The sequence below is a fragment of the Arthrobacter sp. 05T45 genome (genome assembly GCF_056395875.1).
Genome location: NZ_JBFTKI010000022.1, coordinates 51869 through 78298, shown reverse-complemented (window position 1 = coordinate 78298; position 26430 = coordinate 51869). Strand labels below are relative to the sequence as shown.

The 26430-nt window shown below is 68.0% G+C and carries 23 protein-coding genes, 1 tRNA gene and 1 other RNA gene; 14 read left to right on the top strand and 11 right to left on the bottom strand.

Features of this window, described 5'->3' with window-relative positions:
- The 5 genes from AC1DGD_RS17625 to AC1DGD_RS17605 all read left to right on the top strand — a co-directional run.
- Positions 1-843: sugar phosphate isomerase/epimerase family protein (locus tag AC1DGD_RS17625; RefSeq protein ID WP_476857680.1), on the top strand; the 843-nt coding region annotated here is incomplete at its 5' end.
- A gap of 471 nt (positions 844-1314) precedes the next feature.
- Entirely contained in the window at positions 1315-2418 is a 1104-nt protein-coding gene (locus tag AC1DGD_RS17620) for a baeRF11 domain-containing protein (protein WP_476850530.1), read from the top strand.
- Between the two features lie 66 nt (positions 2419-2484).
- Entirely contained in the window at positions 2485-3021 is a 537-nt protein-coding gene (locus tag AC1DGD_RS17615; RefSeq protein ID WP_476857679.1) for an N-acetyltransferase family protein, read from the top strand.
- A 111-nt stretch (positions 3022-3132) separates the two neighbouring features.
- Positions 3133-3867, top strand: coding sequence for a DsbA family oxidoreductase (locus AC1DGD_RS17610; protein ID WP_476857678.1), 735 nt, complete (start codon positions 3133-3135; stop codon positions 3865-3867).
- Between the two features lie 130 nt (positions 3868-3997).
- The gene (locus tag AC1DGD_RS17605) at positions 3998-5320 is read left to right on the top strand and encodes a nicotinate phosphoribosyltransferase (protein ID WP_476857677.1); all 1323 of its coding nucleotides are present in this window, start codon (positions 3998-4000) and stop codon (positions 5318-5320) included.
- A gap of 51 nt (positions 5321-5371) precedes the next feature.
- Here AC1DGD_RS17605 and AC1DGD_RS17600 read toward each other — a convergent pair whose 3' ends face one another.
- A complete protein-coding gene (locus tag AC1DGD_RS17600) occupies positions 5372-5914 on the bottom strand; it encodes an ArsR/SmtB family transcription factor (protein WP_476857676.1) in 543 nt (180 codons plus the stop codon).
- Positions 5915-5988: 74 nt separating this feature from the next.
- Between AC1DGD_RS17600 and AC1DGD_RS17595 the strand changes: the two genes are divergently transcribed.
- Complete coding sequence (locus AC1DGD_RS17595; protein ID WP_476857675.1) at positions 5989-7239, top strand: MFS transporter; 1251 nt, start codon at positions 5989-5991, stop codon at positions 7237-7239.
- Positions 7240-7297: 58 nt separating this feature from the next.
- Here AC1DGD_RS17595 and AC1DGD_RS17590 read toward each other — a convergent pair whose 3' ends face one another.
- The 3 genes from AC1DGD_RS17590 to AC1DGD_RS17580 form a co-directional block, all read right to left on the bottom strand.
- Positions 7298-8278 (bottom strand): aldo/keto reductase, encoded by a 981-nt coding sequence (locus tag AC1DGD_RS17590; RefSeq protein ID WP_476857674.1) that lies wholly within the window; start codon positions 8276-8278, stop codon positions 7298-7300.
- 201 nt (positions 8279-8479) lie between these two features.
- Positions 8480-9343 (bottom strand): SDR family oxidoreductase, encoded by an 864-nt coding sequence (locus tag AC1DGD_RS17585; RefSeq protein WP_476857673.1) that lies wholly within the window; start codon positions 9341-9343, stop codon positions 8480-8482.
- Positions 9336-10304, bottom strand: coding sequence for a helix-turn-helix transcriptional regulator (locus tag AC1DGD_RS17580; protein ID WP_476857672.1), 969 nt, complete (start codon positions 10302-10304; stop codon positions 9336-9338). Before AC1DGD_RS17580 ends, AC1DGD_RS17585 begins: the two co-directional genes overlap by 8 nt.
- A 170-nt stretch (positions 10305-10474) precedes the next feature.
- On the opposite strand from AC1DGD_RS17580, the gene AC1DGD_RS17575 reads away from it, so the two are divergent.
- Positions 10475-11113: a TetR/AcrR family transcriptional regulator gene (locus tag AC1DGD_RS17575; protein WP_018774380.1), complete on the top strand. Its 639-nt coding sequence runs from the start codon at positions 10475-10477 to the stop codon at positions 11111-11113.
- 33 nt (positions 11114-11146) lie between these two features.
- Here AC1DGD_RS17575 and AC1DGD_RS17570 read toward each other — a convergent pair whose 3' ends face one another.
- Together AC1DGD_RS17570 and AC1DGD_RS17565 are read right to left on the bottom strand one after the other, a co-directional pair.
- Complete coding sequence (locus tag AC1DGD_RS17570; protein ID WP_476850521.1) at positions 11147-11824, bottom strand: LytR C-terminal domain-containing protein; 678 nt, start codon at positions 11822-11824, stop codon at positions 11147-11149.
- Complete coding sequence (locus tag AC1DGD_RS17565; protein ID WP_026266597.1) at positions 11817-12116, bottom strand: type II toxin-antitoxin system VapB family antitoxin; 300 nt, start codon at positions 12114-12116, stop codon at positions 11817-11819. Before AC1DGD_RS17565 ends, AC1DGD_RS17570 begins: the two co-directional genes overlap by 8 nt.
- A 195-nt stretch (positions 12117-12311) precedes the next feature.
- On the opposite strand from AC1DGD_RS17565, the gene AC1DGD_RS17560 reads away from it, so the two are divergent.
- Together AC1DGD_RS17560 and AC1DGD_RS17555 are read left to right on the top strand one after the other, a co-directional pair.
- On the top strand, positions 12312-13226 hold the full coding sequence (locus AC1DGD_RS17560) for a Cof-type HAD-IIB family hydrolase (protein WP_476850520.1): 915 nt from the start codon (positions 12312-12314) through the stop codon (positions 13224-13226).
- Between the two features lie 202 nt (positions 13227-13428).
- The gene (locus AC1DGD_RS17555) at positions 13429-14967 is read left to right on the top strand and encodes a stealth family protein (protein ID WP_230007875.1); all 1539 of its coding nucleotides are present in this window, start codon (positions 13429-13431) and stop codon (positions 14965-14967) included.
- A gap of 43 nt (positions 14968-15010) precedes the next feature.
- Here the strand turns inward: AC1DGD_RS17555 and AC1DGD_RS17550 are convergent, their stop codons facing one another.
- The 4 genes from AC1DGD_RS17550 to AC1DGD_RS17535 form a co-directional block, all read right to left on the bottom strand.
- On the bottom strand, positions 15011-15952 hold the full coding sequence (locus AC1DGD_RS17550) for a phosphodiesterase (RefSeq protein WP_476857671.1): 942 nt from the start codon (positions 15950-15952) through the stop codon (positions 15011-15013).
- A 243-nt stretch (positions 15953-16195) separates the two neighbouring features.
- Positions 16196-17407, bottom strand: a complete 1212-nt coding sequence (fdhA, locus tag AC1DGD_RS17545) for a formaldehyde dehydrogenase, glutathione-independent (protein ID WP_028278013.1) — start codon at positions 17405-17407, stop codon at positions 16196-16198.
- Positions 17408-17628: 221 nt separating this feature from the next.
- A complete protein-coding gene (locus AC1DGD_RS17540; RefSeq protein ID WP_230007873.1) occupies positions 17629-18114 on the bottom strand; it encodes a glutathione peroxidase in 486 nt (161 codons plus the stop codon).
- 138 nt (positions 18115-18252) lie between these two features.
- Positions 18253-19800, bottom strand: a complete 1548-nt coding sequence (locus tag AC1DGD_RS17535) for a M23 family metallopeptidase (protein WP_476857670.1) — start codon at positions 19798-19800, stop codon at positions 18253-18255.
- 216 nt (positions 19801-20016) lie between these two features.
- Here AC1DGD_RS17535 and AC1DGD_RS17530 point away from each other — a divergent pair, with 216 nt between their 5' ends.
- Complete coding sequence (locus AC1DGD_RS17530; RefSeq protein ID WP_476857669.1) at positions 20017-20928, top strand: oxygenase MpaB family protein; 912 nt, start codon at positions 20017-20019, stop codon at positions 20926-20928.
- A gap of 325 nt (positions 20929-21253) precedes the next feature.
- On the opposite strand, the gene AC1DGD_RS17525 is transcribed toward AC1DGD_RS17530, so the two are convergent.
- Positions 21254-21338: transfer RNA gene (locus tag AC1DGD_RS17525), tRNA-Ser, on the bottom strand.
- 452 nt (positions 21339-21790) lie between these two features.
- Here AC1DGD_RS17525 and ffs point away from each other — a divergent pair.
- The 4 genes from ffs to AC1DGD_RS17505 all read left to right on the top strand — a co-directional run bounded on the left by ffs (position 21791) and on the right by AC1DGD_RS17505 (position 26270).
- An RNA gene (gene ffs / locus AC1DGD_RS17520) (signal recognition particle sRNA small type) lies at positions 21791-21887 on the top strand.
- Positions 21888-21914: 27 nt separating this feature from the next.
- A complete protein-coding gene (locus AC1DGD_RS17515) occupies positions 21915-25028 on the top strand; it encodes a DNA polymerase III subunit gamma and tau (RefSeq protein ID WP_476857668.1) in 3114 nt (1037 codons plus the stop codon).
- A 51-nt stretch (positions 25029-25079) separates the two neighbouring features.
- Positions 25080-25679 (top strand): recombination mediator RecR, encoded by a 600-nt coding sequence (gene recR / locus AC1DGD_RS17510; RefSeq protein WP_018774392.1) that lies wholly within the window; start codon positions 25080-25082, stop codon positions 25677-25679.
- Between the two features lie 12 nt (positions 25680-25691).
- The gene (locus tag AC1DGD_RS17505) at positions 25692-26270 is read left to right on the top strand and encodes a GNAT family N-acetyltransferase (RefSeq protein ID WP_476857667.1); all 579 of its coding nucleotides are present in this window, start codon (positions 25692-25694) and stop codon (positions 26268-26270) included.
- The last annotated feature ends 160 nt before the right edge of the window (positions 26271-26430 follow it).

Here is a 26430-nt window from a genome sequence, read left to right as displayed (position 1 = left end):
GTCGAGTCCAAGCTGGCCGTGCTGGAGAAGTACAACCTCAAGGTCTGGGCCATCTCCAACCACCTCAAGGGCCAGGCGGTGTGCGATGACCCGATCGACTTCCGGCACGAGGCGATCGTCGGGGCCAGGGTCTGGGGCGACGGCGAGCCAGAAGGCGTCCGCCAACGCGCTGCCGAGGAAATGAAACACACCGCCCGGCTCGCCAAAGCCCTCGGCGTCGACACCGTGGTCGGGTTCACCGGATCCTCCATCTGGCAGTACGTCGCGATGTTCCCGCCCGTGCCGGAGAAGGTCATCGAGGCCGGCTACCAGGACTTCGCCGACCGCTGGAACCCCATCCTGGACGTCTTCGACGAAAACGGTGTCCGCTTCGCGCACGAGGTCCACCCCTCCGAGATCGCCTACGACTACTGGACCACCGTCCGGACCCTCGAGGCGATCGGGCACCGCGAGGCCTTCGGGCTGAACTGGGACCCCTCCCACTTCATGTGGCAGGGCATCGACCCCGTCTCCTTCATCTGGGACTTCAAGGACCGGATCTACCATGTGGACTGCAAGGACACCAAGCTGCGGCCCACCGGCCGGAACACCGTGCTGGGCTCGCACCTGCCCTGGGGGGACCCGCGCCGCGGCTGGGACTTCGTCTCCGCAGGCCGCGGGGACGTGCCTTGGGAATCCTCGTTCCGGGCACTGGCAGCGATCGGCTACGACGGCCCCATCTCGATCGAATGGGAGGACGCGGGCATGGACCGGCTCCACGGCGCCCCCGAAGCCCTCGCCGCGCTCAAGAAGTTCGACTTCCCGGCCTCGAACACCTCTTTCGACGCCGCCTTCAAGCAGTAGCGGGGCGCCGCAGGGTCCGGATCCGCTACGTTTCCGGACAGACGCGGCGAAACCGGTCCGGCGCACCGCGGATCCGCGCTGCGCCGGACCGATTCCGTGGCCCTGGTCCGATTCCGTAGCGAAACTCATCCGTCCACAAAGTTGTCATCGTCGGGAGCTTCGAGTGCCGGAACTCCCGGAAACACCATCGCACCGCGGGAACTTCAGCCCGGGCAGCGCTGCGAGGTCTGGATCGCGTCCGTCACCGGTGAGCGCGAGCTGGCGTTCCCCAACGTGGACGTGCTCCTTGAGGCGCCGAACACCTCCCGAGTGCAAGTTCCGCCGACTGTTGACATGGGACTCCGAGCGGTCCGATGCTGAGCTGATCCGGTATTGCTTACCCCTCGGTGCGGCTTTGCGCATCGAGCAGGTGCAGGAACATTCCCCCTCCTCGTGCGACCCAGCCGAGAGATAGCAAAAAGGAGCACCCCCATGCACATCGATATGCCGACCCGGGACGACGTGGAACGGCTGGCCGCCGCGCGCGATCCACACAGCGTCACCGTGTATCTTTCGACGAGCAGCGTCCCTGCCCATTCGGAGGACAATCAGTCCAGAGCGCGGTCCTTGTTCAGTTCCGCCGTCGCACAGCTCCGCGAAGCGGGAAGCAACGACGCGGTCGTCGCGATAGAAACGTTTCTCGACGAGCTGCTGGGATCCCCGGAATTCTGGTTTGAGATGGGGCGGAGCCTGGCCATCTTCGTGACGCCGACTTCGATTCTCGAGTTCCGTTTGCCCAACGATCTCGAAGACCACGTGAGCGTGGCCGATCGTTTCGCCATCACACCGCTGCTCCGTGCCCTCACCTTCCCCAACGCGGCGCTCGTGCTCGCCATCTCCCAGAACGGGGCACGGCTCATCGAGGTCACGGCGGACCGACCGGCCGAAGAGGTCACGGTACCGGGCATGCCACAGGGTGCAGCCAGTGCCGTCGGGCTCGAATCGATCGGCGGCCGCTCCCACTTCGGGCGGCTGCATGGCGACGAGGGACGAAAGGTACGGCTAGCCCAGTACGCCCGTTCCGTCGACCACGTGCTTCGTCCATTGTTGAACGGGCAGTCCCTGCCGCTGGTGATCGCTGCGACGGAGCCGCTCGCGAGCATCTACCGCAACCTCGCAGGATACGCCCACCTCGCGTCCGAGGGCATCGAGGGGAACCCCGATGAACTGACCCCGGCCCAATTGGCGGAAGCGGCGCGTGGCGTACTTGACCGGATCTATGCGGCCGACCTTGTTGCCCTGCAAACGACGTTTGAAGAGCGTCGCCCCAGCGGCCGCGGCACCGCCGACCTCAGCGACTTGGCGCGGGCCGCCGCCTTCGGCGCCATTGCGACGCTCGCCGTGGACATGGATGCCAGTGTCAAAGGTGCTGTCGGAGACGACGGCGCACTCACCCTGGACGGCGACACCGGACAGGACGTGGTCGAGGAAATCGCTCGCCGGGCCCTCGGCTCGGGCGCCAGGGTCTTCGCCGTGCGCCGATCCGACATGCCGGAAAATGTGGAGGCCGTCGGGATCCTCCGCTACGCCATCTGATATGTAGCCCCCAACCACGCCAGTTCTTATTGATGCCCGGGCCCCGCCGCGGGCTAGGGTTTAGCCATGACGCACCGGATCCGGACAGCAACCGCGGACGACGCCGGGAAGCTGGCCGCACTCGCGGCCGTCACCTTCCCGCTCGCGTGCCCGCCGGAGTCCCGGCCGGAGGACATCGCGGCCCACCTCGCCAATACCCTGAGCGAGGCAAATTTCCGGGCCTATCTGGCAGATCCGGAGGTCACGGTGCTGGTGATCGACACCGACGGCGACCTCCGCGGTTACAGCCTGCTGGTGGCCGGCCCTACCCGGGATCCGGACGTAGCCGCGGTCCTGGGCGAGCTGCCGTGCACCGAGCTCAGCAAGTGCTACGTCCACCCGGACCACCACGGGCTCGGCGCCTCGGCCGAACTGATGCACGCCAGCATCGGCGCGGCTGCGGAAGCCGGCGCCCGCGGGCTCTGGCTCGGCGTGAACAGCCAGAACGCCCGGGCCATCCGGTTCTACGTAAAGTCCGGCTTCCGCAAGGTCGGCACCAAGTCCTTCCAGCTCGGCACCACCGTGGAGCACGACTTCGTGATGGAGCGCCCAGTCGCGCCGTGAGGCCGCGGGCGCCGGCCGGCCCTCAGCCGGGAGGACGCTTAGCCGTGGGGCCGTGACGAAGCCGACAGGCCGCCGGGGAATGGACCCGGCGGCGGCGCGGTTGTTGCGGGCATGAAGATTGAGATCTGGTCCGACGTCGCCTGCCCCTGGTGCTACATCGGCAAACGCCGTTTCGAAACCGCCCTCGCGGCCTTCCCGCACCGCGATTCCGTGGAGGTGAAGTGGCGCAGCTACCAGCTGGATCCCACGCTCCCGGAGCACTACGACGGCACCGAACTGGACTACCTGAGCACGCGCAAGGGCATGGCGCCGGCGCAGGTATCGCAGATGTTCGAGCACGTCGCGGCCCAGGCCAAGGGCGAGGGGCTGAACTACCGGTTCGACGCCGTCGTGGTCGCCAACAGCTTCACGGCCCACCGGCTGATCCACCTCGCCGCCGCCCACGGCCAGCAGGACGTCGCGAAGGAACGCCTGCTCAGCGACCACTTCGAGCATGGCAAGGACATCGGCAGCCAGGACTACCTGACCGCCCTGGGCCTGGACCTCGGACTCGACGCGGGCGAACTGGCGGAACTGTTCAGCACCGAGGCCTACGCCGACGCCGTCCGCAACGACATCGCCGAGGCCCGCGCCCTGGGCATCAGCGGCGTCCCGTTCTTCGTGATCGACCGGAAGTTCGGACTCTCCGGTGCCCAACCCGCCGAAACCTTCACCGCCGCCCTCGAGCAGGCGTGGCAGGACAGCCACCCGCTGGTCATGGTGGGCGCCGGCGCGGAGGCCGCGGACGCCGCCACCGATTCCCCCGCGGAATCCGGCGCCTGCGGCCCGGACGGCTGCCCCGTCTGAGCCCGGCATCGTCGAAGTCGCCGGAAACTCCCGGATTCGCCGGAAGTTTCCGGCGCCTCGGGGCGTTTCCGGCGAAGTCGCGGCACGGGCGGCATCCTGCGGCTTCGGGCGGCCCGGCCTAGAGTGGATCATGGACACTTCGGCCGGACTGGACGGACCCCGGACCTCCCTGTTTACCGACCACTATGAGCTGACCATGTTCCAGGCGGCCCTCCACTCCGGGGCCGCGCACCGCCGGTCCATCTTCCAGGCCTTCGCCCGGGGACTGCCGGCCGGGCGCCGGTATGGGATCGTGGCCGGCACCGGCCGGCTCCTCGAGGGAATCGCGAACTTCCGCTTCAACGAGGACGACGTCGATTTCCTGGCCGCCACCGGCGTGGTCCACGAGGACACCCTGGAGCATCTGGCCGCCTTCCGGTTCTCCGGCGACATCTGGGGCTATCCGGAAGGTGAAGCCTACTTCCCGCACTCCCCCGTCCTGATCGTCGAATCGACGTTCGCCGAGGCCTGCGTCCTGGAGACCTACGTCCTGTCGGTGCTGAACCATGACAGCGCCATCGCCTCGGCCGCATCCCGGATGACCAGCGCCGCCGGCGGCAGGCCCTGCATTGAGATGGGCTCCCGCCGCACCCACGAGGAAGCGGCCGCCGCGGCGGCCCGCGCGGCTGTCATCGCGGGCTTTTCCGGTACCTCCAACCTGGCCGCCGGGCGGCGTTATGGCCTGCGGACCATCGGCACCGCGGCCCACTCCTTCACCCTGCTCCACGACTCCGAGCGCGACGCCTTCGCGGCGCAGCTTGCCTCGCTCGGGTCCGGCACCACGCTGCTCGTGGACACGTACGACGTCGAACTGGCGGTCCGCACCGCCGTCGACCTCGCCGGAGACAAACTTGGGGCCATCCGGCTGGACTCCGGAGACCTCGTGGCCCAGGCACGGTGGGTCCGCGAACTCCTGGACAGCCTCGGCAACGTGCACACCAGGATCGTGGTGACCTCGGACCTGGACGAATTCGCCGTCGCCGCGCTCCGCTCCGCCCCGGCCGATTCCTATGGCATCGGCACGTCCCTGGTGACCGGATCCGGGGCGCCAACGGCCGGGATGGTCTACAAGCTGGTGAGCCGGGCCAGTGACTCCGGTGAGCTGGCTGCCGTGGCGAAGACCTCGAAGGACAAGATCAACATGGGCGGGCGCAAGTTCGCCGTGCGCCGCCTCGACGACCGCGGCACCGCCACCCACGAGGTCCTCGGCGTGGACCACCCGCCGGCCGCCGGAAGAAACGGACGCCCCCTCCTGCACCAGTTCATGAAAGACGGCGAAATCCTGCCCGGCTGGACCGGCCCGGACGCGGTGGGGCGGGCGCGGGACCGGCACACAGCCTCCATGGCGGAGCTGCCCCGGGTGGTGGACAGGCTGCAGCCCGGCGAGCCGGCCATCCCCACGATCTACGAATAGAGCCCGCCAAGGCGGCGCAAGACCCAAATCCCGTTCCGGAAGGACGGCGACCTAGTCTGACGTCCGGTGCAGGACAAAGATGCCGCCGTAGGCGGGCTGGTCCAAGCGCTGCCGGTCACTGTCGGTGTATTCGCTCAGCACAGCGTGGATGCGCGTGGTGAGGTCCTCAGCATCTTCCTCGGAGAGGTGCAGAACGAAGCGTGAGAGGCTGGCGAGCGCGTCCGGTCCTGCTTCCGTCAGCTCTTCCCGGAACGCCTCGAGCGGGGCCAGCGGACCGGCGGGACCGGCTTCACCCAGCGCGGTGTCCAGCTTCCAGGACCGCCCCGTGGAACGATACGGCTTCTCCAGCGCGCCACTCTCGCCCGTGCGGACCCCGGCGGGTTCAAGGAACCCCGTCGAGAGCAACTGCCTCACGTGATAAAGCACCGTTCCCGGGTCCTGGCCCAGCCGGTCGGCGAGTTGTTTGTTGGTCAGTTCGTGGAGCCCGCACAGGCGCAGGATCCTCAGGCGCAGCGGATGGGCCAACGCCTTAATTTCCCGGGCGCTCGCGACGGGTCTTTTTTGGTCCGCGCTCGGCTGCTCTGCGTCCATCATGTCCCAATCCTACAATCCGATGTACTGGATTCAATCACCTTGAATTTTCTCAATCACTGTGGAATGGTCCACCTATGACTAGTCACGCCGCGCAGGTGAAGGAACGGCATCGTGCGCCGCTGGGTGCGTCCTACTGGAAGCTGTGGACCTCGTCCGGACTCTCGAACCTCGCGGACGGCGTCTTCAAGATCGCGCTGCCGCTGCTGGCCATTCAGTTCACCCAGTCACCCACCCTGGTTGCCGGACTGAGCGTCGCAGCGACGCTACCCTGGCTCCTCTTCGCCCTCACAGCCGGCGCGCTGGCCGACCGGCTGGACCGGCGCAAGCTCATGTTGTGGGCCAACCTCAGCCGGGCGGTGCTGCCGGCCCTGCTGGCCGCCGTCGTGTTGCTGGATGCGGGCTCCGTCTGGGCTCTGTACGTTGTCGCACTGATGGTGGGTGTGGCTGAGACGCTCTACGACACCTCCGCGCAGTCGATCATGCCCCAGCTGGTGCACAGGGATCAGCTCTCGCGCGCCAACGGCCGGCTCTACGCCGTCGAGCTCACCACCAACCAGTTCATTGGTCCCCCGCTGGGCGGGCTGCTGGTGGCCATGGGCCTGGTTGCGGGCGTTGCCGTGCCGGCGGCCCTGTGGCTTGCGGCCGTCGGCGGCCTGCTCCTGGTCCCGGGGGCATTTCGCACAGAACGTGAGCAGAAAACGACACTGCGATTCGACATTGCTGAGGGGCTGCGGTTCCTCTGGAACCAGAAGATCCTGCGCACACTCGCGGTGATGACCGGGGTGTTCAACTTCGCATCCAGCGCGGCCTTCGCGGTCTTGGTGCTGTTTGCCGTGGGCCCGGCTTCACAGATGGGGCTGTCCGAAGTGGGGTTCGGCCTGCTTTTGACCACCTCCGCTCTCGGCGCCTTCGTTGGCTCGTTCATGTCCGAGCGGGTGGAGGCCAGGCTCGGCCGGTCCACGTCCCTGATGCTGACGATCTTCGGGGCCGCGCTGTTCGTAGGTGCGCCCGCCCTGACCGACAACCCCTATGTTCTTGGCCCAATCTTCTTCGTGGGCGGCATGCTGATCGTGCTTTGGAACGTCATCACCGTATCCCTGCGCCAGCGCATTACTCCCAACCGCTTGCTGGGCAGAGTCAACAGCGCCTACCGCCTGCTGGCGTGGGGCACCATGCCGCTTGGTGCAGCAGCCGGCGGTCTGCTGGCCCAATGGCTGGGCCTGCAGGTCATGTTCGGCATCATGGGAGTGCTGACGCTCGCGCTGCTGGGGATGATGCCCGTCCTCACGAACAAGGCAATGGCCGCGGCCGACGTCGAATCCTAAGTTGCTGCCAGGGGCGCGGATCGGGCATCCGCGCCCCATGTTTGGTGCCGGGTTCCTGTCAGCTGTCGATCGAGGCCATGTTGGCCTCGTCGTGGCGTTCCCCCGCGGCGGGCCGGAGCGAGTTCAGCCGATCCAGCTGGTCACGGGTGAGTTCGATGCCGTCGGCCGCGGTGTTTTCCTCGACCCGGGAGACCCTGCGGGTGCCGGGGATCGGGGCGATGTCGATCCCCCGGGTCAGCAGCCACGCGAGGGCGGTCTGCGCGGGGGTCGCGCCGATCTCGGCGCCGATGGCCTTCACCTCGTCGACGATCGCGAGGTTGCGGCGGAAGTTCTCACCCGTGAACCGGGGGTTGGTCTTGCGCCAGTCGTCCTCGGCGAAGTCCTCGACGGAGCGGATCTGGCCGGTCAGCAGCCCGTGTCCGAGCGGCGAATACGGAACGAACCCAATTCCGAGGTCGCGCAGCAGCGGCAGGATCTCCGCCTCCACGTCCCGGGTCCACAGCGAGTACTCCGTCTGCAGGGCCGAGACCGGCTGCACGGCGTGTGCCCGGCGGATGGTCTCCGGGGAGGCCTCGGACAGCCCGAAGTGCAGCACCTTGCCCTCGGTGATCAGGTCCGCAACCGCGCCGGCCGTCTCCTCGATCGGGGTGTTCCGGTCGATCCGGTGCTGGTAGTACAGGTCGATGTGGTCGGTGCCGAGGCGCTTGAGGGAGCCCTCGACGGCTGCCTTCACGTTCGCCGCGCTGCTGTCGACCACGCCGGGGCCGCCGCCGGAATGGGAGACCAGGCCGAACTTCGTTGCAATCCTGACCTGATCGCGGCGTCCCTTGACGGCTTGGCCGACGATCTCCTCGCTCAGGAACGGCCCGTAGATCTCCGCGGTGTCGATGTGGGTGACCCCGAGGTCAAGGGCACGGTGGATCGTCCGGATCGACTCCGCGTTATCCAGTGCGCCCTCGCTGGTGTAGGTGCCGGCCATGGTCATGGCGCCGAGTCCGATGCGGGAAACTTCCAGGCTTCCGAGGCGTGCGTTCTTCATGGTGTATTTCCTTTGGGTGTGGTTCCCCGGCCTGGAATGTGGGCATGGCCCACAGCGTGGCGAGGGTTTTTGGGCGGCCGGTAGCCATTGGCGTCCGGCGGGTATGTCGAGACTGGGTGGACGACGGCGGGAGGCTCCCGACGTCATCCGCTTGCCTCGGTGTCAGGCGTGGGTGTCAGGCGTCGGTGTCAGGCGTCGGTGTCAGGCGTCGTCGTGGGCCAGGTTGCTGGAGAGCTCGCGGTGGGCGTCGGCCTGGACCTGGAGTTCCTTGGCCCGGGCCTCAAAGACTCCAACAGCGTCCGCTCCCGCGGCGAAGCGCAGCGGCGGTTCATCCAGCTCCACCAGTTGAATGAGGGCGACGGCGAGCTTGGCCGGGTCCCCGCCCTGAAGGCCGTTCATGCCTTTCCACGCGGTGACTGTCTGCTCGGTCCGCTCGGAATAGTCCCCGATAGTGGATGCCGCGTAGCTGGTGGATTCCGGGGTGAGGAGCTCGGTGCGGAAGAATCCCGGCTCAACGATCATGGTGCGGATTCCGAACGGCGCGACTTCGGGGGCCAGGGATTCGGCCCAGCCCTCCACACCGAACTTCGAGGCGGCGTAAGCAGAAAGGAACTCCCCGCCGGCGATGCCGGCGGTGGAGGAGATCGTGACCAGCAGGCCCGAGCGCTGGGCCCGCAGGACGGGCAGGGCCGCGCGGGTGACGTTTATGGGTCCGAACATGGTGGTTTCGATTTGGGCCCGGAAGTCCTCCGGGGTGATTTCCTCGAAGAACCCGGCGTAGAAGTTGCCGGCATTGTTTACGAGCACGTCGATCCGGCCGAACCGGTCCACGGCGGCGGCGATGGCGGCGGTGGCGTCGGCGGGGTTGGTGACGTCGAGTTTTACGGCCAGCAGGTTCTCGTTCTCGCCGACGGCCTGGGCGACCTTGTCGGGGTTTCGGCCGGTGGCGACGACTGCGTGGCCGGCGGCCAGGGCGGCCTTGGCGATGTCAATGCCCATACCGCGGCCTGCCCCGGTGATGAACCAGACTTTCTGTCCGGTCTTGGCGTCGTTGTGCTCAGTCATGTTCTGTCTTTCCTGGGTTGGGTGTTCCGGGCCGCGCGTGGGAGCGCAGATCCGGGATGGAAGGGTCGCTGGTTGCGGTTTTCGCCGGGGGCGATGCCGCCCAGCTGGCAAGGAACGCCAGCGCGTTTTCGGATGCGGACCCCGGCTCTGCAGTGAAGGTGTACAGGGTTTGTCCCTCATCGCCGGGAAGGTCGAGCGTCTCGAACTGCAGCGACACATCGCCGGCGACCGGATGGTGGAAGCGCTTGGTTCCCGTGGTGTGGATCCTTACGTCATGGCCGGCCCACAAGGCGGCGAAGTGCCCGCTGCGTGTGGTCAGCTCGCCGACCAGTTCGTTCAATGCGCGGTCATGGGGATTCCGTCCCGCTTCCGATCGGAGCATCGCCACCGTGGTGGCAGCGATTGCGGACCAATCGGGGTAGAAGTCCCCTGCCCCCGGATCGAGGAAGAGGTACCGGGCCTGGTTCGGCAGCTGGCCCGGAGCCTCCGGACCAGCGGCTGCTGTGGACTCGAACACCGGCCCGTACAGCGCGCGCCCCAAGGAGTTGGCGGCCAGCACGTCCGAGCGTCCGTTCTGCACCAGGGCGACCGCTCCGGTCATCCCGTCCAGCAAACGCAATACTCCGGGACGGACCCTCTGCTGCGGTGGCCGGCGCGCCGGCCGCCGGGAGGACGGCGTGTTGGCCGTCCTGGCCAAGTCCATCAGATGTGTCCGCTCTGCCTCATCCAGCTGAAGGGCGGAGGCCACAGCGTCGAGGACCGAGTCCGAGACGCCGCGGATGCTGCCGCGTTCCAGCCGCGTGTAATAGTCCGTGCTTACCCCGGCCAGCTGTGCCACTTCCTCCCGACGCAGCCCCGGAACGCGGCGCAGTTCGCCATAGTTGGGGAGCCCGGCCTGATCCGGGGTGATCTTCGCCCGGCGCGAGATCAGGAAGTCTCGGATTTCGTCTTTTCTGTCCACATCCACCACGCTACGCAGCCCGGGCCGGCGGTGGCAGTGTCTATCAGACACCCCCAGTTGAGGCGGTGGATACAGGTGTGGCCCCTCAGAAGCGGTCGATGTTCGTAGCCCGGCCGGGTCACAGTCCGCCGCCCGGCTGCTTTGGTGACAGATCGCGCTAAAGTGTGCGTATGCCTAGGATTTCGGCCGCGAGCAACGCCGCCCAACGTGCCGAGACCCAGCGTCGCATCCTGACCGCGTTCGGGGAACTTCTCTTCACCCACGGGCTCCCCGGCCTGACCATGACGGACGTCGCGCGCCATGCCCAGATCGGCCGGACCGCCGTCTACAACTACTACGCGGATATCGAAGAGCTCCTCATCGCCTACGCCCTGGATGAAACCGAGCGGTTCCTGCTCGATCTGCGCGAATCCCTCGATGCACTGGAGAACCCGGTGGAGCGCCTGGCCGTCTACGTCCGCGCCCAGGTGGAGGACCTGAGCCGGCGCCACCTGCCGCCGGGCCCGGCCATGGCGGCGGTGCTCTCGCCGTCGTCGTTTGCCAAACTTGCCGACCACGTGGGTGAGCTCAGCGTGCTCCTGCGGGGCATCCTGCGCGACGGCATGGCCCAGGGGTACCTGCCCGAGTCGGACATTGCCCAGCTGGCCCAGCTCATCCACGGCACGCTCTCCTCAAGCGCTGCGCGGGGCGACGGGGCGGGCCAGGACGCCGAGGCCGAGGCACGGCTCGCCCGGACGGTGCGGTTTGTCCAGCTGGGGGCCGGGGCGAGGTTTGACGACGCCGGCCGGCCGGTCCGCACCATCCGCTAGGCCGCGGCGCCGGGAAGGCTGGAAGGCCGTGCCTTAGCCCGTGCCGGGCGTCGCCGTGGGTACGGCGGGCAGCGTGGCCTCATCCACGATGCGCCGGTTCTCGCGGGGGCAGCTGAGCTGGCCCGGCGTCTGGTCCACGAGTTCCGGCTTGGCCAGTTCCTTGAAGTCGCCGGTAATGATCACGTCCACGCTCGGGTCAGCGCGGCCGTCCTGGACATAGTCCGAGCCGGGCACGTGGCGCTGGACGCTGAAGGCGGCCGACTGGCCGGCGGCACCGGAGACCACCAGCGCCACGCCGCGGTAGCTCGACGTCGTGTTCCCCACGGCACCCACCAGGAACTTCCGGGCGGCAAGCTGGTCGGCCACGCTCCGGGCCAGGCCCGGCCGGCTCGTGGAGTTGTAGATATTGACGTGGACCTTCTCCGGCGGCGCGTAGTCGTAGGTGGCCGCCGGGCACACCGACACTGCCGCCTTGCTCCGCTCCGCCCCGGGGATCTTGATCTGGCCGTTCATGATGGCGAGGGCCACCACGATCGCGGCCACGATCAGGCCGACAAGCATCACCAGCACAACGCCGTGCAGGATCCTGCGCCGCAGCCGGTGGGGGTTCTCTGCCGTATCGTCCTGCCCCACGAACGTGGCCCTCAGCTCGGAGCCACTGATGACGCGGTGCCCGTGCAGGACTCTGACGTCTGGCGGCTTCCTAGCCATTTATCACGAGGACCCGCGCGTGGATTGCGGTGCGCTGGTGCAGCGCGGTGCGGACTGCCCGGTGCAGGCCGTCTTCAAGGTAGAGGACGCCGCGGTATTCCACGACGTGCGGAAAGAGGTCGCCGAAAAACGTGGAGTCTTCGGCCAGCAGGGCTTCAAGGTCCAGTGTGCGCTTCGTGGTCACCAGCTCATCAAGCCGGACAGGACGCGGGGGCAGGGCCGCCCAGTCCTTGGGCGTGGTGTAACCATGGTCGGGGTACGGGCGTCCCTCGCCCACAGCTTTGAATATCACCATGCCAGCCTAGGGAACTTGGACGCCCGAAGGAACGAATGTCCCCCGGCGGCGTGAGGTTGTGGCCAAACGGTAACCATTTGTCACACGACGCATTGACACGACCAGCGCCTGCCGCCTGTCACATCCAGCGCCGGGCCGTCGATCTGCTGCGCGGTTCACCCAAACGCCCCGTGCGGCTGACAGAATGGCCGTATGACTTCACCCGAGACTGTCCCTGTTCCGTCGCCGTCGGCTCCCGTGCTGGCGCTGCTGCTCGACGTCGACGGTCCGGTCGCGAGCCCGGTCACCCGCGAGGTGCAGCCCGGCATCATCGCCGACCTGGTGGCCCTGGCCGCCGCCGGCGTGCCGGTCATCTTCAACACCGGCCGGTCGGACGCGTTCATCCGCGAGCAGGTCATGGAACCGATGATCGCCGCCGGGATGCCCGCCGGCACCCTCATCCACGCCATTTGCGAGAAGGGCGCCGTCTGGTTCAGCTACACCGCGGAAGGCCCCGGCCCGGTCCACGTGGACCACGAGCTCGCCATTCCGCAGGCCTTCGGCGATGACGTGCGCCGCCTGGTGGCCGAGGACTACTCCGCCCACATGTTCTACGACGAAACCAAGCGGGCCATGGTCTCCGTGGAGCAGCACATTGCCGTCCCCAACCCCGACTACCGGGCCGAGCAGGAACTCTTCGACGCCGACGCCATGGGCCTCATGGCCCGGCACGGGCTCGGCGTGGTGCGGCTGGACCACCACGTCCCCGATTCCGATGACCAGGTCGACTTCCGCGTCGATCCGACCATCATCTCCACCGATATCGAATCGGTCCGGCTGGGCAAGGACCTGGGCGCGAGCCGGGCCGTGGAGTTCCTGGCCGCGCAGGGGATCACGCCGCAGGCTTGGCGCACGGTGGGCGATTCCCGCACGGACTACGCCATGGCCGACTGGCTGCACCACAACGACCACGCCGTGAAGCACGTCGACGTCCGGCCCGCGGACGGCATCCCGGTCAAACCCTACGATGTCCTCACCGCCGCCGATCTGGGGCTCGGCGAAGACGTGATCCACGACGACGCCGGTGCCGCCTTCCTGCACCACTGGCTGGCCGTCGTCACCGGCTGAGGCCCCGCTCCGCCGATACGCTCCACCGTTACGGTCCGTCACATTTCGTCGTCACGCACGCCGCGCGGCGGCCGGTTTTCCGCGGCAATTTTGAGGCCCGCGTTATCATGCAAGTAGACACCAACGCACTCAAAGAAGCGGGAGCTCAGACATTACCGAAGCAGCGATCCAAGACGAGATTTACTATGGCAGCCAGGCATCTGTGGACGCCCACGCCGAGGTCACGTCGGCGGCCGCAGTCGCCAGATTCCGGACCCGCTCCGATGTTGTCCGCCACCGCGGCCGCTATGCGCTGATCAACGAAAACCGCACGCCGTACCAGGCCATGGTAGAGGACCTGATGTTCCTGCGTTCGGTCCTGGCCGGCGCCGGTATCGGCTACCTGCTGGTCCGCGGCAACAACCACCGCCCTGTGGTCGCCGTCGACTGGAAAGACCGCAAGGAACTCCGCGACGCCCTCGTGGAGGCGTGCCGCGACGAGCCGATGTATTCCATGAGCGTGGATGCAAAGAAGAAGTCGTCCGTGCTGGTGGCCGACGGCGAGCTGTCGCCGAACCGCCAGGCCCGGATCTTCCGGCTTTACCGGCCCAGGGTCGAGCCCGAAGGCGGTTTTGAATTCGGGGCTTCCGCCGGCGTCCAGCTGGAGCTGTGGAGCTTCGAAGGCGATCAGCTGATCCTGCCGATCGAGAACTCCCTGACGCGCCGCACCATGCTGGCCCAGGATGCAGTGCGCGGCACGGTGGAACGCTACGGCCACACGTGGCCCACCATCGAGAACATGTTCGCGGACCACGCCAGCGACATCAGCTTCGACGTCGACCTGGTCTTCTCATGGGTTGACGGCAGCTCCCCCGAGTACATCGCGGCCCGCCGCGCCCGCATGGCCGGCGTGGTGGTGGGCGAGGGCGATGACCACGAGGCCCGCTTCCGCCAGATCGATGAGCTCAAGTACGCCCTGCGCTCGGTGTACATGTTTGCGCCGTGGATCCGCCGGATCTTCATCGCCACGGACTCCCCCGCGCCGTCATGGCTGGCCGACCACCCGAGTGTGACGATCGTCCGGAGCGAAGAGTTTTTCGCCGACACCTCGGTTCTGCCCACGCACAATTCGCAGGCCGTGGAGTGTCAGCTGCACCACATCGAGGGGCTCTCCGAGCACTTCCTGTATTCGAACGACGACATGTTCTTCGGCCGCGCCGTGGGCCCGGACATGTTCTTCACCCCGGGCGGCATCACGAAGTTCATCGAGGCCGAAACCCGGATCGGCCTGGGCGACAACGACGCCGAACGCAGCGGCTTTGAGAACGCCGCCCGCGTGAACCGCAAGCTGCTCTGGAACCGCTTCGGCCGCATCACCACCCGGCACCTGGAGCACACGGCGGCCCCGTTGCGGCGCAGCGTGGTCGAGCAGATGGAGCAGGAGTTCCCGGCCGAGTTTGCCAAGACCGCCGCGAGTACCTTCCGGGCAGCGGACAACATCTCCGTGACCAACTCGTTCTACCACTACTACGCGCTGCTCACGGGCCGGGCCGTGACCCAGACAGCTGCCAAGGTGAGGTATGTGGACACCACGGCGCGGGCCGGCCTGAACTACCTGCCCAAGCTCCTGGCCAAGCGGAACATGGACTTCTTCTGCCTCAATGACGGCAGCTTCCCCGAGGTCCCGGCGGAAGAGCGGGCCGAACTGGTCACGGACTTCCTGGAGAAGTACTACCCCATCAAGGCGCCCTGGGAGAAGTAACGGAACGTGACCAAAACGGGCGCCGCGTCGGCCGGGGAGTGAATCAGTTCAACGTGGTGTACCTGCGGTGCGCCGGCGTCCGGGACGGGGCCTCGAGCCTGGCCTTCCCAGGGATATGGATCCCTGCGGCCGTGAGCCGGCGCTGGACTTCCTCCGGCGAGACCAGCTCCCCCACCGCCGGGGTGTCGCCGAGCAGCACCACGGAGTGCACGATCGTGTGTTCGTAGACGTGGACCAGGTTGAACGCCTGCCCGCCGTCGCGGCCCCGGGTGCCGCCGACCGGGACGTTCAGATCCTGCGTGTAGCAGGTCGCTGAAGCCACGGACACAGGGATGCCCGCGAACGTTGCGGTGGTCGAGTAGTGCAGGTGGCCGCCCAGGATGGCGCGGACATCGGAGTTGCGCAGGACGCCGGCGAGCGCCGGCTGGCCCCGGAGCTCCACGAGCACGGCAAGGTCCAGCACGGACGGTACCGGCGGGTGGTGCAGGGCAAGGATGGTCCCGTCCGGGGCCGGGGTGGCCAGTTCAGATGCGAGCCAGTCCAGCTGGTCGTGGCTCAATTCACCATGGTGGAAGCCGGGCACGGAGGTGTCCAGGGTGATGATGCGCAGCCCGTTGACGAAGTAGCTGTGGTCCACGGGCGCGTCATTGTCGGCCTGGTCCAGGAGCCCGGCCCGGAAATTCGCCCGGTCGTCGTGGTTGCCCATCGCCCAGATGACCTTGGCCCCCAGGGCCTCGCACGCCGGATCCACGATGGCGCGGAGCTTGGCATACGCCTCGGGTTCGCCCAGGTCAGCCAGGTCGCCCGTGAAGATTACGGCTTCGGGGCGGGCCCCGGAGGCGTGGACCTCCTCGAAGAGTTGCCTGAGCAGGGCTTCGCTGTCCACGACGCCGTGCAAGGGTTGCGGACCCCCCAGCAGGTGGGGGTCGCTCAGGTGAAGTAGGAAATGACGTGGCCGGGGGTGTTCGGCCTCGATGCGCTCCATTGCTGCCTTCTTGGTTGGGTGGAAGCGGTGCTTCCAGGGTCCCTCTCAGTAAGAACTATCCAACCAGACATTGGGCAAACAATGTAAAAACTGGGACAGGCATATTGGAAAAATAAGCGTTAACAGGTGGCGTGCCCTCACATGCCCTTTCCGGCATATACGGGGCTGTGAAGCCCGGCGGCACTCCCGAAACCCCGGGGCTTCGGGGCGGGACGGACAGTGCCGCCGGGTTCACGGTTTGCGCTAGCTCAGGTAGCCGTTCGGGTTAAGCACGAACTTCGTCGCCGCGCCGGCGTCGAATTCCGCGTAGCCCTTCGGCGCGTCCTCCAGGGTAATCGCCTTCGCGTTGACGTTCTTGGCGATGTGCACCCTGTCATGCAGGATGGCCATCATCAGCTGCCGGTTGTACTTCATGACCGGACACTGTCCCGTGGTGAAGCTGAGTGACTTTGCCCAGCCCGTTCCGAGGCTGAGCGAGAGCGAACCCTTCTTCGCGGCCTCGTCCACGCCGCCCGGGTCCCCGGTGACGTAGAGCCCGGGGATGCCCAGGGCACCGCCGGCGGCCGTTACCTCCATCAGCGAGTTCAGGACGGTGGCGGGGGCCTCGTGGGCTCCGGCCCCGTGCCCCTTGGCCTCAAATCCCACGGCATCCACGCCGCAATCGACTTCCGGGACGCCCAGGAGTTGTTCGATCTGCTCGGCCGGGCCGCCCTTACTCAGGTCGATGGTCTCGCAGCCGAAGCTGCGCGCCTGCGCCAGGCGGTCCGCGTTCATGTCACCCACAATCACGACGGCAGCACCCAGGAGCTGGGCACTGGTCGCCGCGGCCAGGCCCACGGGCCCTGCGCCTGCCACGTAGACGGTGGAACCGACGCCGACGCCTGCGGTGACCGCACCATGGAATCCGGTCGGGAAGATGTCCGAGAGCATCGTCAGGTCCATCATCTTTTCGAGGGCCTGGTCTTTGTCCGGGAACTTCAACAGGTTCCAATCGGCATACGGCACCAGGACGTAGTTGGCCTGGCCGCCTACCCAGCCGCCCATGTCCACATAGCCATAGGCGCTGCCCGGGCGGTCGGGGTTGACGTTCAGGCAGATGCCCGTCTTGCGTTCCTTGCAGTTCCGGCAGCGCCCGCAGGCGATATTGAACGGGACGGAACAGATGTCCCCCACTTTGATGAATTCAACATCCGGACCCACTTCCACCACTTCTCCGGTGATCTCGTGCCCGAGCACCAGGTCGGCGGGAGCCGTGGTGCGCCCCCGGACCATGTGCTGGTCCGAACCGCAAATATTCGTGGCCACGGTTTTGAGGATTACGCCGTGGCGCACCTGCCGGCCCACGTTGGCGGGGTTGACCCCCGGGCCGTCCTTGAGTTCGAAGGTGGGGTAGTCAATGTCGATCAGTTCGACCTTGCCAGGCCCCTTGTAGGCAACGGCTTTGTTCCCTGTCATCTATTTCCTCCTGCTTTCACGGGCCCCGTGGTGGGCGCCCTGGTGTGATTCACGAAGTTCTTTGATGCGCCCTCCACAGGAACACCCGGCCATTCTGCCGACGGCTGCCAGAGTTGCTTGCGCCGCGGGGAAGCCCGGAATGTTGGAGGGTCCGGCCAGTCTAGGCGCTAAGCATGCTTAGGGATAGGGCTGAGTTCCTCTGGACCTCGGGGCCGGTCGGGTCAGTCGAGGGCGGACTGAACAGCCTCGATGATCTCCGGCGCGTCAGGCTCAACGGTGGGCGCAAAGCGGGCGATGACCTCGCCGTCGCGGTTCACGAGGAACTTCTCGAAGTTCCACTTCACCAGGCCGGGCAGGATTCCCGTCTTGAATTTGGTGAGCTCGGCGTAGAGCGGGTGCTGGTTCTTTCCCCGGACGTTGGCCTTGACCGTCAGCGGGAAGGTCACCCCGAAATTGCGCTCGCAGAACTCGGCAATCTCGGCCTCGCCGCCGGGCTCCTGCCCGGCGAACTGGTTGCAGGGGACGCCGAGGACCTGGAAGCCCTGGCCCCGGAACTTGTTGTGCAGCGCCTCGAGTCCAGCGTACTGGGGCGTGAAACCGCACTGGGACGCCACGTTGACCACCAGAACCACCTCGCCCTTGAATCGGCCAAAATCGGTCTCGGTCCCGTCGATGAGGGTCAGGGGAATGGAGTGCAGAGCTGTCATGGGGCGCGTCCTTGCGATGTCGATGGTCCGGAGCAGGGAATCTGAACTGGTCACTCCATTATTCGGCACCGGGGCCTGCGGGTATGGGTGTGCCTCCCGGACATGACGCCGGAACAACGCCCTGCGGCGCGGCGGCGGCTAGCCGCCGGGCGTCGCTGAGGGCGTCGCTGAGGGTTCTGTTGTCACTGCCGTCGTGGCCGACTGCGTGACCGCCCGTGGCTTCGGCGTATCGGCCGGCGCGGTGACCGGGTCCGGCTCCACAGTGAGCGGGGCCGGCACCGGAGTGGCCGTCTTGGCGGCAGCCTCCGTCGCCGTTGCGGAGACTGACGCGGGCGCGGAGGACGGCGGTGCCACCGGCGGCGGGACGGATAACGGTGCTGATGGCTTGGCTGAGGCTGTTCCCGTCTGGGTTGGTGCCGGCGTCGGGGTGGCGGTCGCCGTCGGCGTCGGGGTGGCCGTTGCCGACGGGGTCGGAGTCGCGGTCGCCGACGGGGTCGGGGTCGCAGTTGCCGACGGGGTCGGGGTGGGCGCGGCAGGCGCGGTCGTCGTGGCAGTGCCGGTCGGCGTCGGGGTCGCGGAAGCAGTGCCGGTGGGTGTCGGCTTAGAGGCAGTGCCGGTGGGCGTCGGGGTCGCGGAAGCAGTGCCGGTGGGTGTCGGCTTAGAGGTGGCAGAAGGCGTTGGGGACGGTTTGTCGGCGGCGGCTTCAGTAGCCGCAGGCGAGGCACTCGCCGACGGCTTGGCGGCCACCGCGGCAGGCTGTTCCTGAACGCCGCCGGCCACCACATGGGTCAGGTCCTCCCGGACAGGAATCGCCCAGCCAATCCCCGCGTTGGTTGCCTTACCGGCGTCGGGTGCGTAACTGGTCATTTCGATCGGGCCGAGTTGATCCACCTGCTTGATGGGAAGAAATGTCCAATCGCGCGGATCAGTGTGGGAGCCATTGAGGATGGTTTCGAAGTGAAGATGGCAGCCGGTAGAGGATCCGGTGGTACCTACCCGGGCAATAATTTCCCCCACCCGCACGGAGTCGCCCTTCTTGACCGCGATCGCCTCCAGATGGTTGTACGTGGTGATGAGACCGTTGCCGTGGTCGATTTCCACCCGGTTTCCGCCGCCCCACGGGTGCCACCCGACGGCCCGCACCACACCGGCGTCGGCGGAGTAGACCCGGGTGCCGCAGGGGGCCGCGAAGTCCTGGCCCCAGTGGAATTCGCCCGCGAATCCCGTCAGGGGGCTGGTGCGCAGCCCGAACGGGGACGAAGGCACCAGTGATTCAAGGGGGGCCATGAGGAAACCCACCGCGGGCCGGTGCAGCGACGCCGAGGCCACATTGAGCTCGCCCCGCACCCCGGCCCGGGTCGCCGTGTCCACCGTGCTCCGGCTAAAGGCCACGAGTGCCTGGGCATCGGCGGTGACAGCGCCGGCGCCGGGAGTCCCCGCTGGCGCGGTCGCGGCGGAATGGGCCAGCGGGTCCAGGGCTTCCGGTCCCACGTCGCCGGAGGCAGGCATGGCGGCCGTCGGGACGGCGGTGGGCGCGCCGTAGGTCGCAAAGGCGCTCAGTCCCTGAAAGCCGCCGAATGCCAGCACGGCCAGAGACAGGCACAGGCCTCCGGACACGCAGCGCACGGCAATGGTCCGTGCCCTCGCTGACTGCTCACTCGATGAGTTTCCCCAGTGTTTTCCCACGAAATGACTCCCGCAATATGTCCGCCAGACCCCAATCTTCACGGACTTACCTCCCTATGTGACCACAGACGGCCGGGTCTGTGAACCGTCAGCGTGTTCCTTTTGCGGGACCAATCGGAGATCCGCGGATGTCCCCAGTAGCTTGCCGGCGGCGCCCCAGTAGTTCTCCGCACAATTGCAGGTGCCGCACGCCGCCGGGACGGGTAAGAATGAAGGATGCGAAATGTCCTCAGGGAATGGCAGGCGGAACTCAAACAGACGTTCACGGGGACGCGCGATTCGGTGCCCGAGTGGGTGCCGGGCCTGGCCGAGGGGGACGACGTCGGTTACCACTTGCCCGGGTCGGCCGTCTGGGCCGTGCACGGGGACATGCCAACCATCGTGGCGGGAATCCGGGCACTGCTGATGCAGGCGCTCCATCCCGGCGCGTTGGCCGGAGTCCACGATCACTCCCGTTTCCGCGAAGACCCGCTGGGCCGGCTGGCTGGCACGATCCGCTGGATCTTCACCGTGACGTATGGCTCCACGGATACGGCGAAGGCGGCGTCGGACTGGGTTCTTCGGCTGCACCGGACGGTGCGGGGGGAATTTGTGGATGGCCACGGCATCAGGCGCAGTTACGCGGCCAACGATCCCGAGCTGCTCCGGTGGGTTCACATTGCCTTTACAGACGCTTTCCTCTCTGCCCACAAGCTGTGGGGGCGGCCAATTCCTGGCGGACCTGATGCCTACGTCCGTGAGTGGGCCCAGGCCGGCCGGCTGATGGGCGTCGAGGCACCGCCGCTGAGCGAAGCGGAAATGCGGCAGCAGCTGGACCGCTGGTACGACGCCGGCGAGCTCCGCTGTGACGAACGGGTCACCGAAACGGTGGCGTTCATTCGCGACCCGCCCCTGCACCCCGCGCTCAGGCCTGGCTACCGGGTGCTGTTCGCGGCCGCAGTCGTCAGTCTTGAACCTAAGTACCGCGAGCTCCTGGGCCTGCGGACCGCGCGGCTGGGCCCAATACCGCTGCCGGTAACCCTGGCCACCCGGGTCACGCTCGGCGTGGTGCATGTGGCTCTCGGCCGGATGGGCCCGAGCGAGCAAGCTGCCCGGGCCCGGCTGCGCCGGCTGGGATACCGGGCCTGAGTCTGGGCCGGCGGCCGGCGGCGGCTTGCTGGTTCGTGGCGGGCCGGGGGCGCAGTGCGGCTGGGGCACGGGGGGCGCAGGGGGCTGGGGCACGGGGGGCGCAGGGGGCTGGGGCACGGGGGGCGCAGGGGGCTGGGGCACGGGGCGGCTGGGGCACGGGGGGGCTGGGCCTCCGAGCCGACTTGGCGGATGAATCGGTGCCGGTACTGCCGGAGGACGCAGCCTTGGCCAGAACCTCACGAGAAGCTCACGCGGATAGAAATGCCGGGGACGCGAAAGGCCTGGAGACGCAAAAAGGCCCCGGTCCGAGGACCGGGGCCAACCGCGGAGAATGGGGGATTTGAACCCCCGAGGGCGTTAACCCAACACGCGTTCCAGGCGTGCGCCATAGGCCGCTAGGCGAATTCTCCAGTTGCTTCTGAATCAAAAGCAGATACTAGACTACCTGAACTTTCCGGCTTCGCCCAATTGAGCCTCCCCGCCCCGGCCTGCGGCTCCTCCGCGGGACATGCCCCGCGGCCCGCTTGAGAGCTGGACATAGCCCCAAATAGCCCACTCCTTCCCGCCAAGAATGGGCATGCCCCACACTGCCCACTCCCGCCACTTGGACATGCCCCGCGGCCCGCCCGAGGGCTGGACACAGTCCCAATTAGCCCACTCCTTCCCGCCAGGAATGGGCGTGCCCCACACTGCCCACTCCCGCGACTGGACATGCCCCACAGCCCGCCCGACCGCTGGACATAGCCCCACCGCGCCCGCTCCCGCAGCCCGCCCCTGCCGCGAAAAATGGGCATGTCCCGCCGAGGATCAAGGGCCAAACCGGGCCAATTCGGGGCACACCCAATCGTCAGGTAAACTTGCTGACGGCCCCTCATGTGGCGTCATCCTGTTGAACTCCCCCAGGACCGGAAGGTAGCAAGGGTAAACGGGCTCTGGCGGGTGCATGAGGGGTCTTTTATGTCTGTGCCGATTGGTAGGGTTTATCTGTGACTGTTACTACCGCCCTCTACCGTCGATACCGCCCCGATTCGTTCGCGGACGTTATCGGGCAGGAGCACGTCACCGAGCCTCTCATGACGGCCCTGCGCAAGAACCGCGTCAACCACGCCTATCTCTTTTCGGGCCCCCGCGGCTGTGGCAAAACCACCTCCGCCCGCATCCTGGCCCGCTGCCTGAACTGCGCCGAGGGCCCCACGGACACTCCCTGCGGCAAGTGCCCCAGCTGCGTGGAACTCGCCCGCGGCGGCTCCGGCTCCCTGGACGTCATCGAGATCGACGCCGCCAGCCACGGCGGTGTGGACGACGCCCGCGACCTCCGGGAACGGGCCACCTACGCCCCCGTCCGGGACCGCTACAAGATCTTCATCATCGACGAAGCCCACATGGTCACGTCGGCCGGGTTCAACGCCCTGCTCAAGATCGTCGAAGAACCGCCGGAACACATCAAGTTCATCTTCGCCACCACGGAGCCGGACAAGGTCATCGGCACCATCCGTTCCCGCACGCACCACTACCCTTTCCGCTTGGTGCCGCCGGAGCCTCTCATGGCGTATCTGGAGCTGCTCTGCACCCAGGAGAACGTCCCCGTGGCACCCGGGGTGCTCTCGCTCGTCATCCGCGCGGGCGGCGGTTCGGTCCGCGACTCCCTCTCCGTGCTCGACCAGCTCATGGCCGGCGCCGGACCAAACGGACTGGACTACGAACTCGCGGTCGCCCTCCTGGGCTACACGCACGCCTCCCTGCTCGATGACGTCGTCGAAGCCGTCGCGGCGTCGGATGCCGCCACGGTGTTCCGCGCTGTGGACCGCGTCATCCAGACCGGGCACGATCCCCGGCGCTTCGTCGAGGACCTGCTGGAACGCTTCCGCGACCTCATCATCGTCCAGGCCATGCCCGAAAGCGCCCAGTCCATCCTCCGCGGCATGCCGGCGGACCAGATCGCCCGGCTACAGAACCAGGCGCACAACCTCGGGGCGGCCGAGCTCTCCCGCGCCGCTGACGTGACCAATACCGCGCTCACGGACATGACCGGGGCCACCTCTCCGCGCCTGCACCTGGAACTGCTGTGCGCCCGCATCCTGCTGCCCAGCTCCGAGCAGACCGAGCGCGGCATTGCGGCCCGGATCGACCGCGTCGAGCGGCGGTTGAACTACGCCGGGAACGACGTCGGGGCTCCCCTCGCCAGCGCCCCCGCACCTGCCACCGTTCCCCCTGCACGCACGGAGCAGGCAGCCGCGCCACAGTTGCCGGCAGCGCACGTGCCCGCCGCACCTTCGCACGCCGCGCCGGCTGCCACGACCACCACCCCCTCCGCCCCGCGTCAGGGCGAGCAGCCGCCGGCCACAGTCTCCGCGCCCGCCCGGCAGGACGAACCCATCCGAGAACCGCTGACGGCACCACGGGTCAGCACCAGCGACTGGCCTGTGGACGAACCCGCGGCGGCCAGCCGGCCCGCCCCTGCCGCAGGTCCCGCCGCCGCGCCTCCGTCCCTGCCCGCGTCGGCGACTGCCCCAACGGTTGCCCCATCCGCCCCTGCACCGTCTGCCCCTGCACCGTCTGCCCCGGCGGCATCTACCCCAGCACCCTCCGTCCCCGCGCGTCCCGAGCCGGCCGAGCCCGGCCGGGCGCCTGCCGCTGTTCCCAGCCCCGCTCCCGGCTCCGCCGCCGGACCCGGAGCCGACGTGGAGGTTTTGCGCCGCGCCTGGCCCGAGATCCTGCAAACGCTCACCAAGATCAAACGCAGCACTTGGGCGCTGGTGGAACCCAACGCCCAAGTCGGCCACTTCGAAGACCACGTCCTGACCCTCGCGTTCACCACCGCCGGGCTGGCGGGCGCCTTCGGCCGGGCCGACCACGCCGAGAACCTCCGGCAGGCGATCCACAAGACCATCGGCATCGATTGCCAGATCCGGGCCGTGGCCGGCAGCAGCAACAGCCCAGCGAGCTCTGAGCCAAACCCAAAAGCGCCGCCGGCTAGCCCGGAGACCCCGGCATCGTCCGCAAGCCAGGCGACATCGGCCGACGTCGCCTGGGGCCTGAGCCCGGCTCCCCAGCAGGCCCCATCTCCGGCCAACGATGCCGCTGAAGCCGTCCCCTCGAGGGTGGCCCCGGCGCACGTTCCCGCCGCCTCAATGCCTTCGACGCAACCCACTCCGGCCCCCGCGGCCCCGGCTCAGGTCCGTGCCGCCGCGCCGGCAGCGGAACCGCAGTCACCCGCCCCCGCAGCCCAGGCGCCGGTCCGCGCAGCCGAGCCAGCAGCCGAATCGGACGGCCCTTCGGAGCCTTCCGGGTCCTACGCCGACGCCGATGACGACTGGGGACCGCCCCGGGACGAGGACGCCCCTCCGCTGGACGAGGAACCACCAATGGATTGGGACCCCTCGCCCGTAGCCACGCCGCGCCGCCCCGAGCCCGCGGCTGCCACTACTGCTCCGGCCCGCAAGTCCCCTGCCGCGCCGGCGTCCAAAACCGTTGGTTCCCCGGCCCGGACACCGGGCGCAGACCCGGACGCGTCGGATGACGCGTGGGCCCGCGCCGTCGAGCAGTCACCCGGCGTCTGGACGGTCGGCACAGATTCGAACCTCGGCCGGTACACGAGCCCGGATGTCGAACCCGCTGCGCCCGAGCCCGAGCCGAAGCCTGTGCACTACGAGCCGGCGGCGGCACAGATCCCGGAGTACGCGGGTGTCGTGTCCGCGCCGTCCGGACTGGCCTCGGACCACCCGGCCCGGGCCGAAGCGGCTCCGGCTCCGGCGCCGGCGGTTGCGGAGTCTGTTGCGCCGCGTGTGGCCGCCGCTGCCGTAGCTGCCGTCGCGGAGGCTGTTGCGGTCACTGCCGTTCCCGAGGCCGCCGCCCCGGCAGGCCGGCAAAGCCTGTACCAGCGGCTGTCGAACAGTCCCGAGGCCGAGGCCGGGCGGGCGAAGGCCCCCACCCGAGCTGCCGCCGCGACCACCGTCTACGTACAGGACATCCCCAGCGCCGACGACGAAACGATCGAGGAATCGGGCGTCTTCGGCCGGGCCGCCGTCGAGCGTATTCTGGGCGGGAAACTGGTGGAGGAGCGCTCCCTGGATGGAAGCCCCCTGCCGCCCCGCTTCTAGCAGACCCCCTGCCGGCTGGCCCCGGCCCCACTCCAAAAGAACGAGGACATTGTGTACGAAGGCGCAGTTCAAGAGCTGATCGACGAGCTCGGACGCCTTCCCGGAGTGGGGCCGAAGTCAGCCCAGCGGCTGGCCTTCCACATCCTCGAGGCTGATCCCCAGGACATGAAGCGGCTTGTCGATGCCATCACCACAGTGAAGGAACGGGTCAAGTTCTGCACGGTTTGCGGGAACGTGACCGAGCAGGAACTGTGCAACATCTGCCGCGACCCGCGCCGGGACCCCACGGTGATCTGCGTCGTCGAAGAATCCAAGGACGTCCTGGCGGTGGAGCGCACGCGGTCCTTCCGCGGCAGGTACCACGTCCTGGGCGGCGCGATTAATCCGATCGCCGGGATCGGTCCGGAACAGCTCCGGATCCGTGAGCTGCTGACCCGGCTCAACGACGGCGCCATTCAGGAAATCATCATCGCCACCGACCCCAACCTCGAGGGCGAGGCCACGGCAACGTATCTGGCCCGGATGCTCAAGTCGATTGGCATCGCCGTCACCCGGCTGGCGTCCGGCCTGCCCGTGGGCGGGGACCTGGAATACGCCGACGAAGTCACGCTCGGCAGGGCCTTCGAGGGCCGCCGCAACGCCCTGAGCTGAGCTGACGGATTCGTGGCAACCACCGGCAGCGGCACCCCGGCGCCGCTCCTCACCGGGCGCTTGCTGTTGCGTCCGTTGACAGCGGACGACGCCGGCGCCCTGCTCCGGTTCCGGGCCCATCCGGCGGCCACGCGGTACCTGTCCCATGGTCCGCTCACCCCCGCGCAGAACAGCGCCCGGCTTGAGCAGACACTGTCCGCGGCGGCATCCTCCACGGCCGAGTGGTTTCACTTCGGCTGGGCGATCGAGCTCCGGGCCACCGGTGAAGTCGTTGGCGACGCCCGGACCTGGAACACGCAGGAACCCCCGGCGCCCGGCCGGATTCCCGCAGACTCAGCCAGCCTGGGCTACGTTCTTCACCCGGAGCACCACGGGCTCGGTCTCGGCCCGGAGGCCGCCGGCGCCCTGGTCGACTGGCTTTTCGGCGCCCGCGGCAGCGAGACCATTTTCGCGGGAGTCTACGAGCCCAATCTCCCGTCCCGAAGGCTGCTCGAGGGCCTGGGCTTCCGGAAGGACCGCTTCTTCCCCGTCGCCGAGGACACAGCGGGAAAACAGCTCCCGTCCTGGCGCTACCGGCTGGACCGCGGCTAGCGGACATGCCCCGCGCCCACGCCCACGCCCAGGCAAAGCGGACATGCCCCGCGCCCGCACCCAACAATGGACACAATGCCCTCATGCCCGCTCCAGGCCGCCAAGAATGAGCATGTCCCGCGGCAGCACTGAGCATGTCCACTCCTTGCCCGAGCTCCCC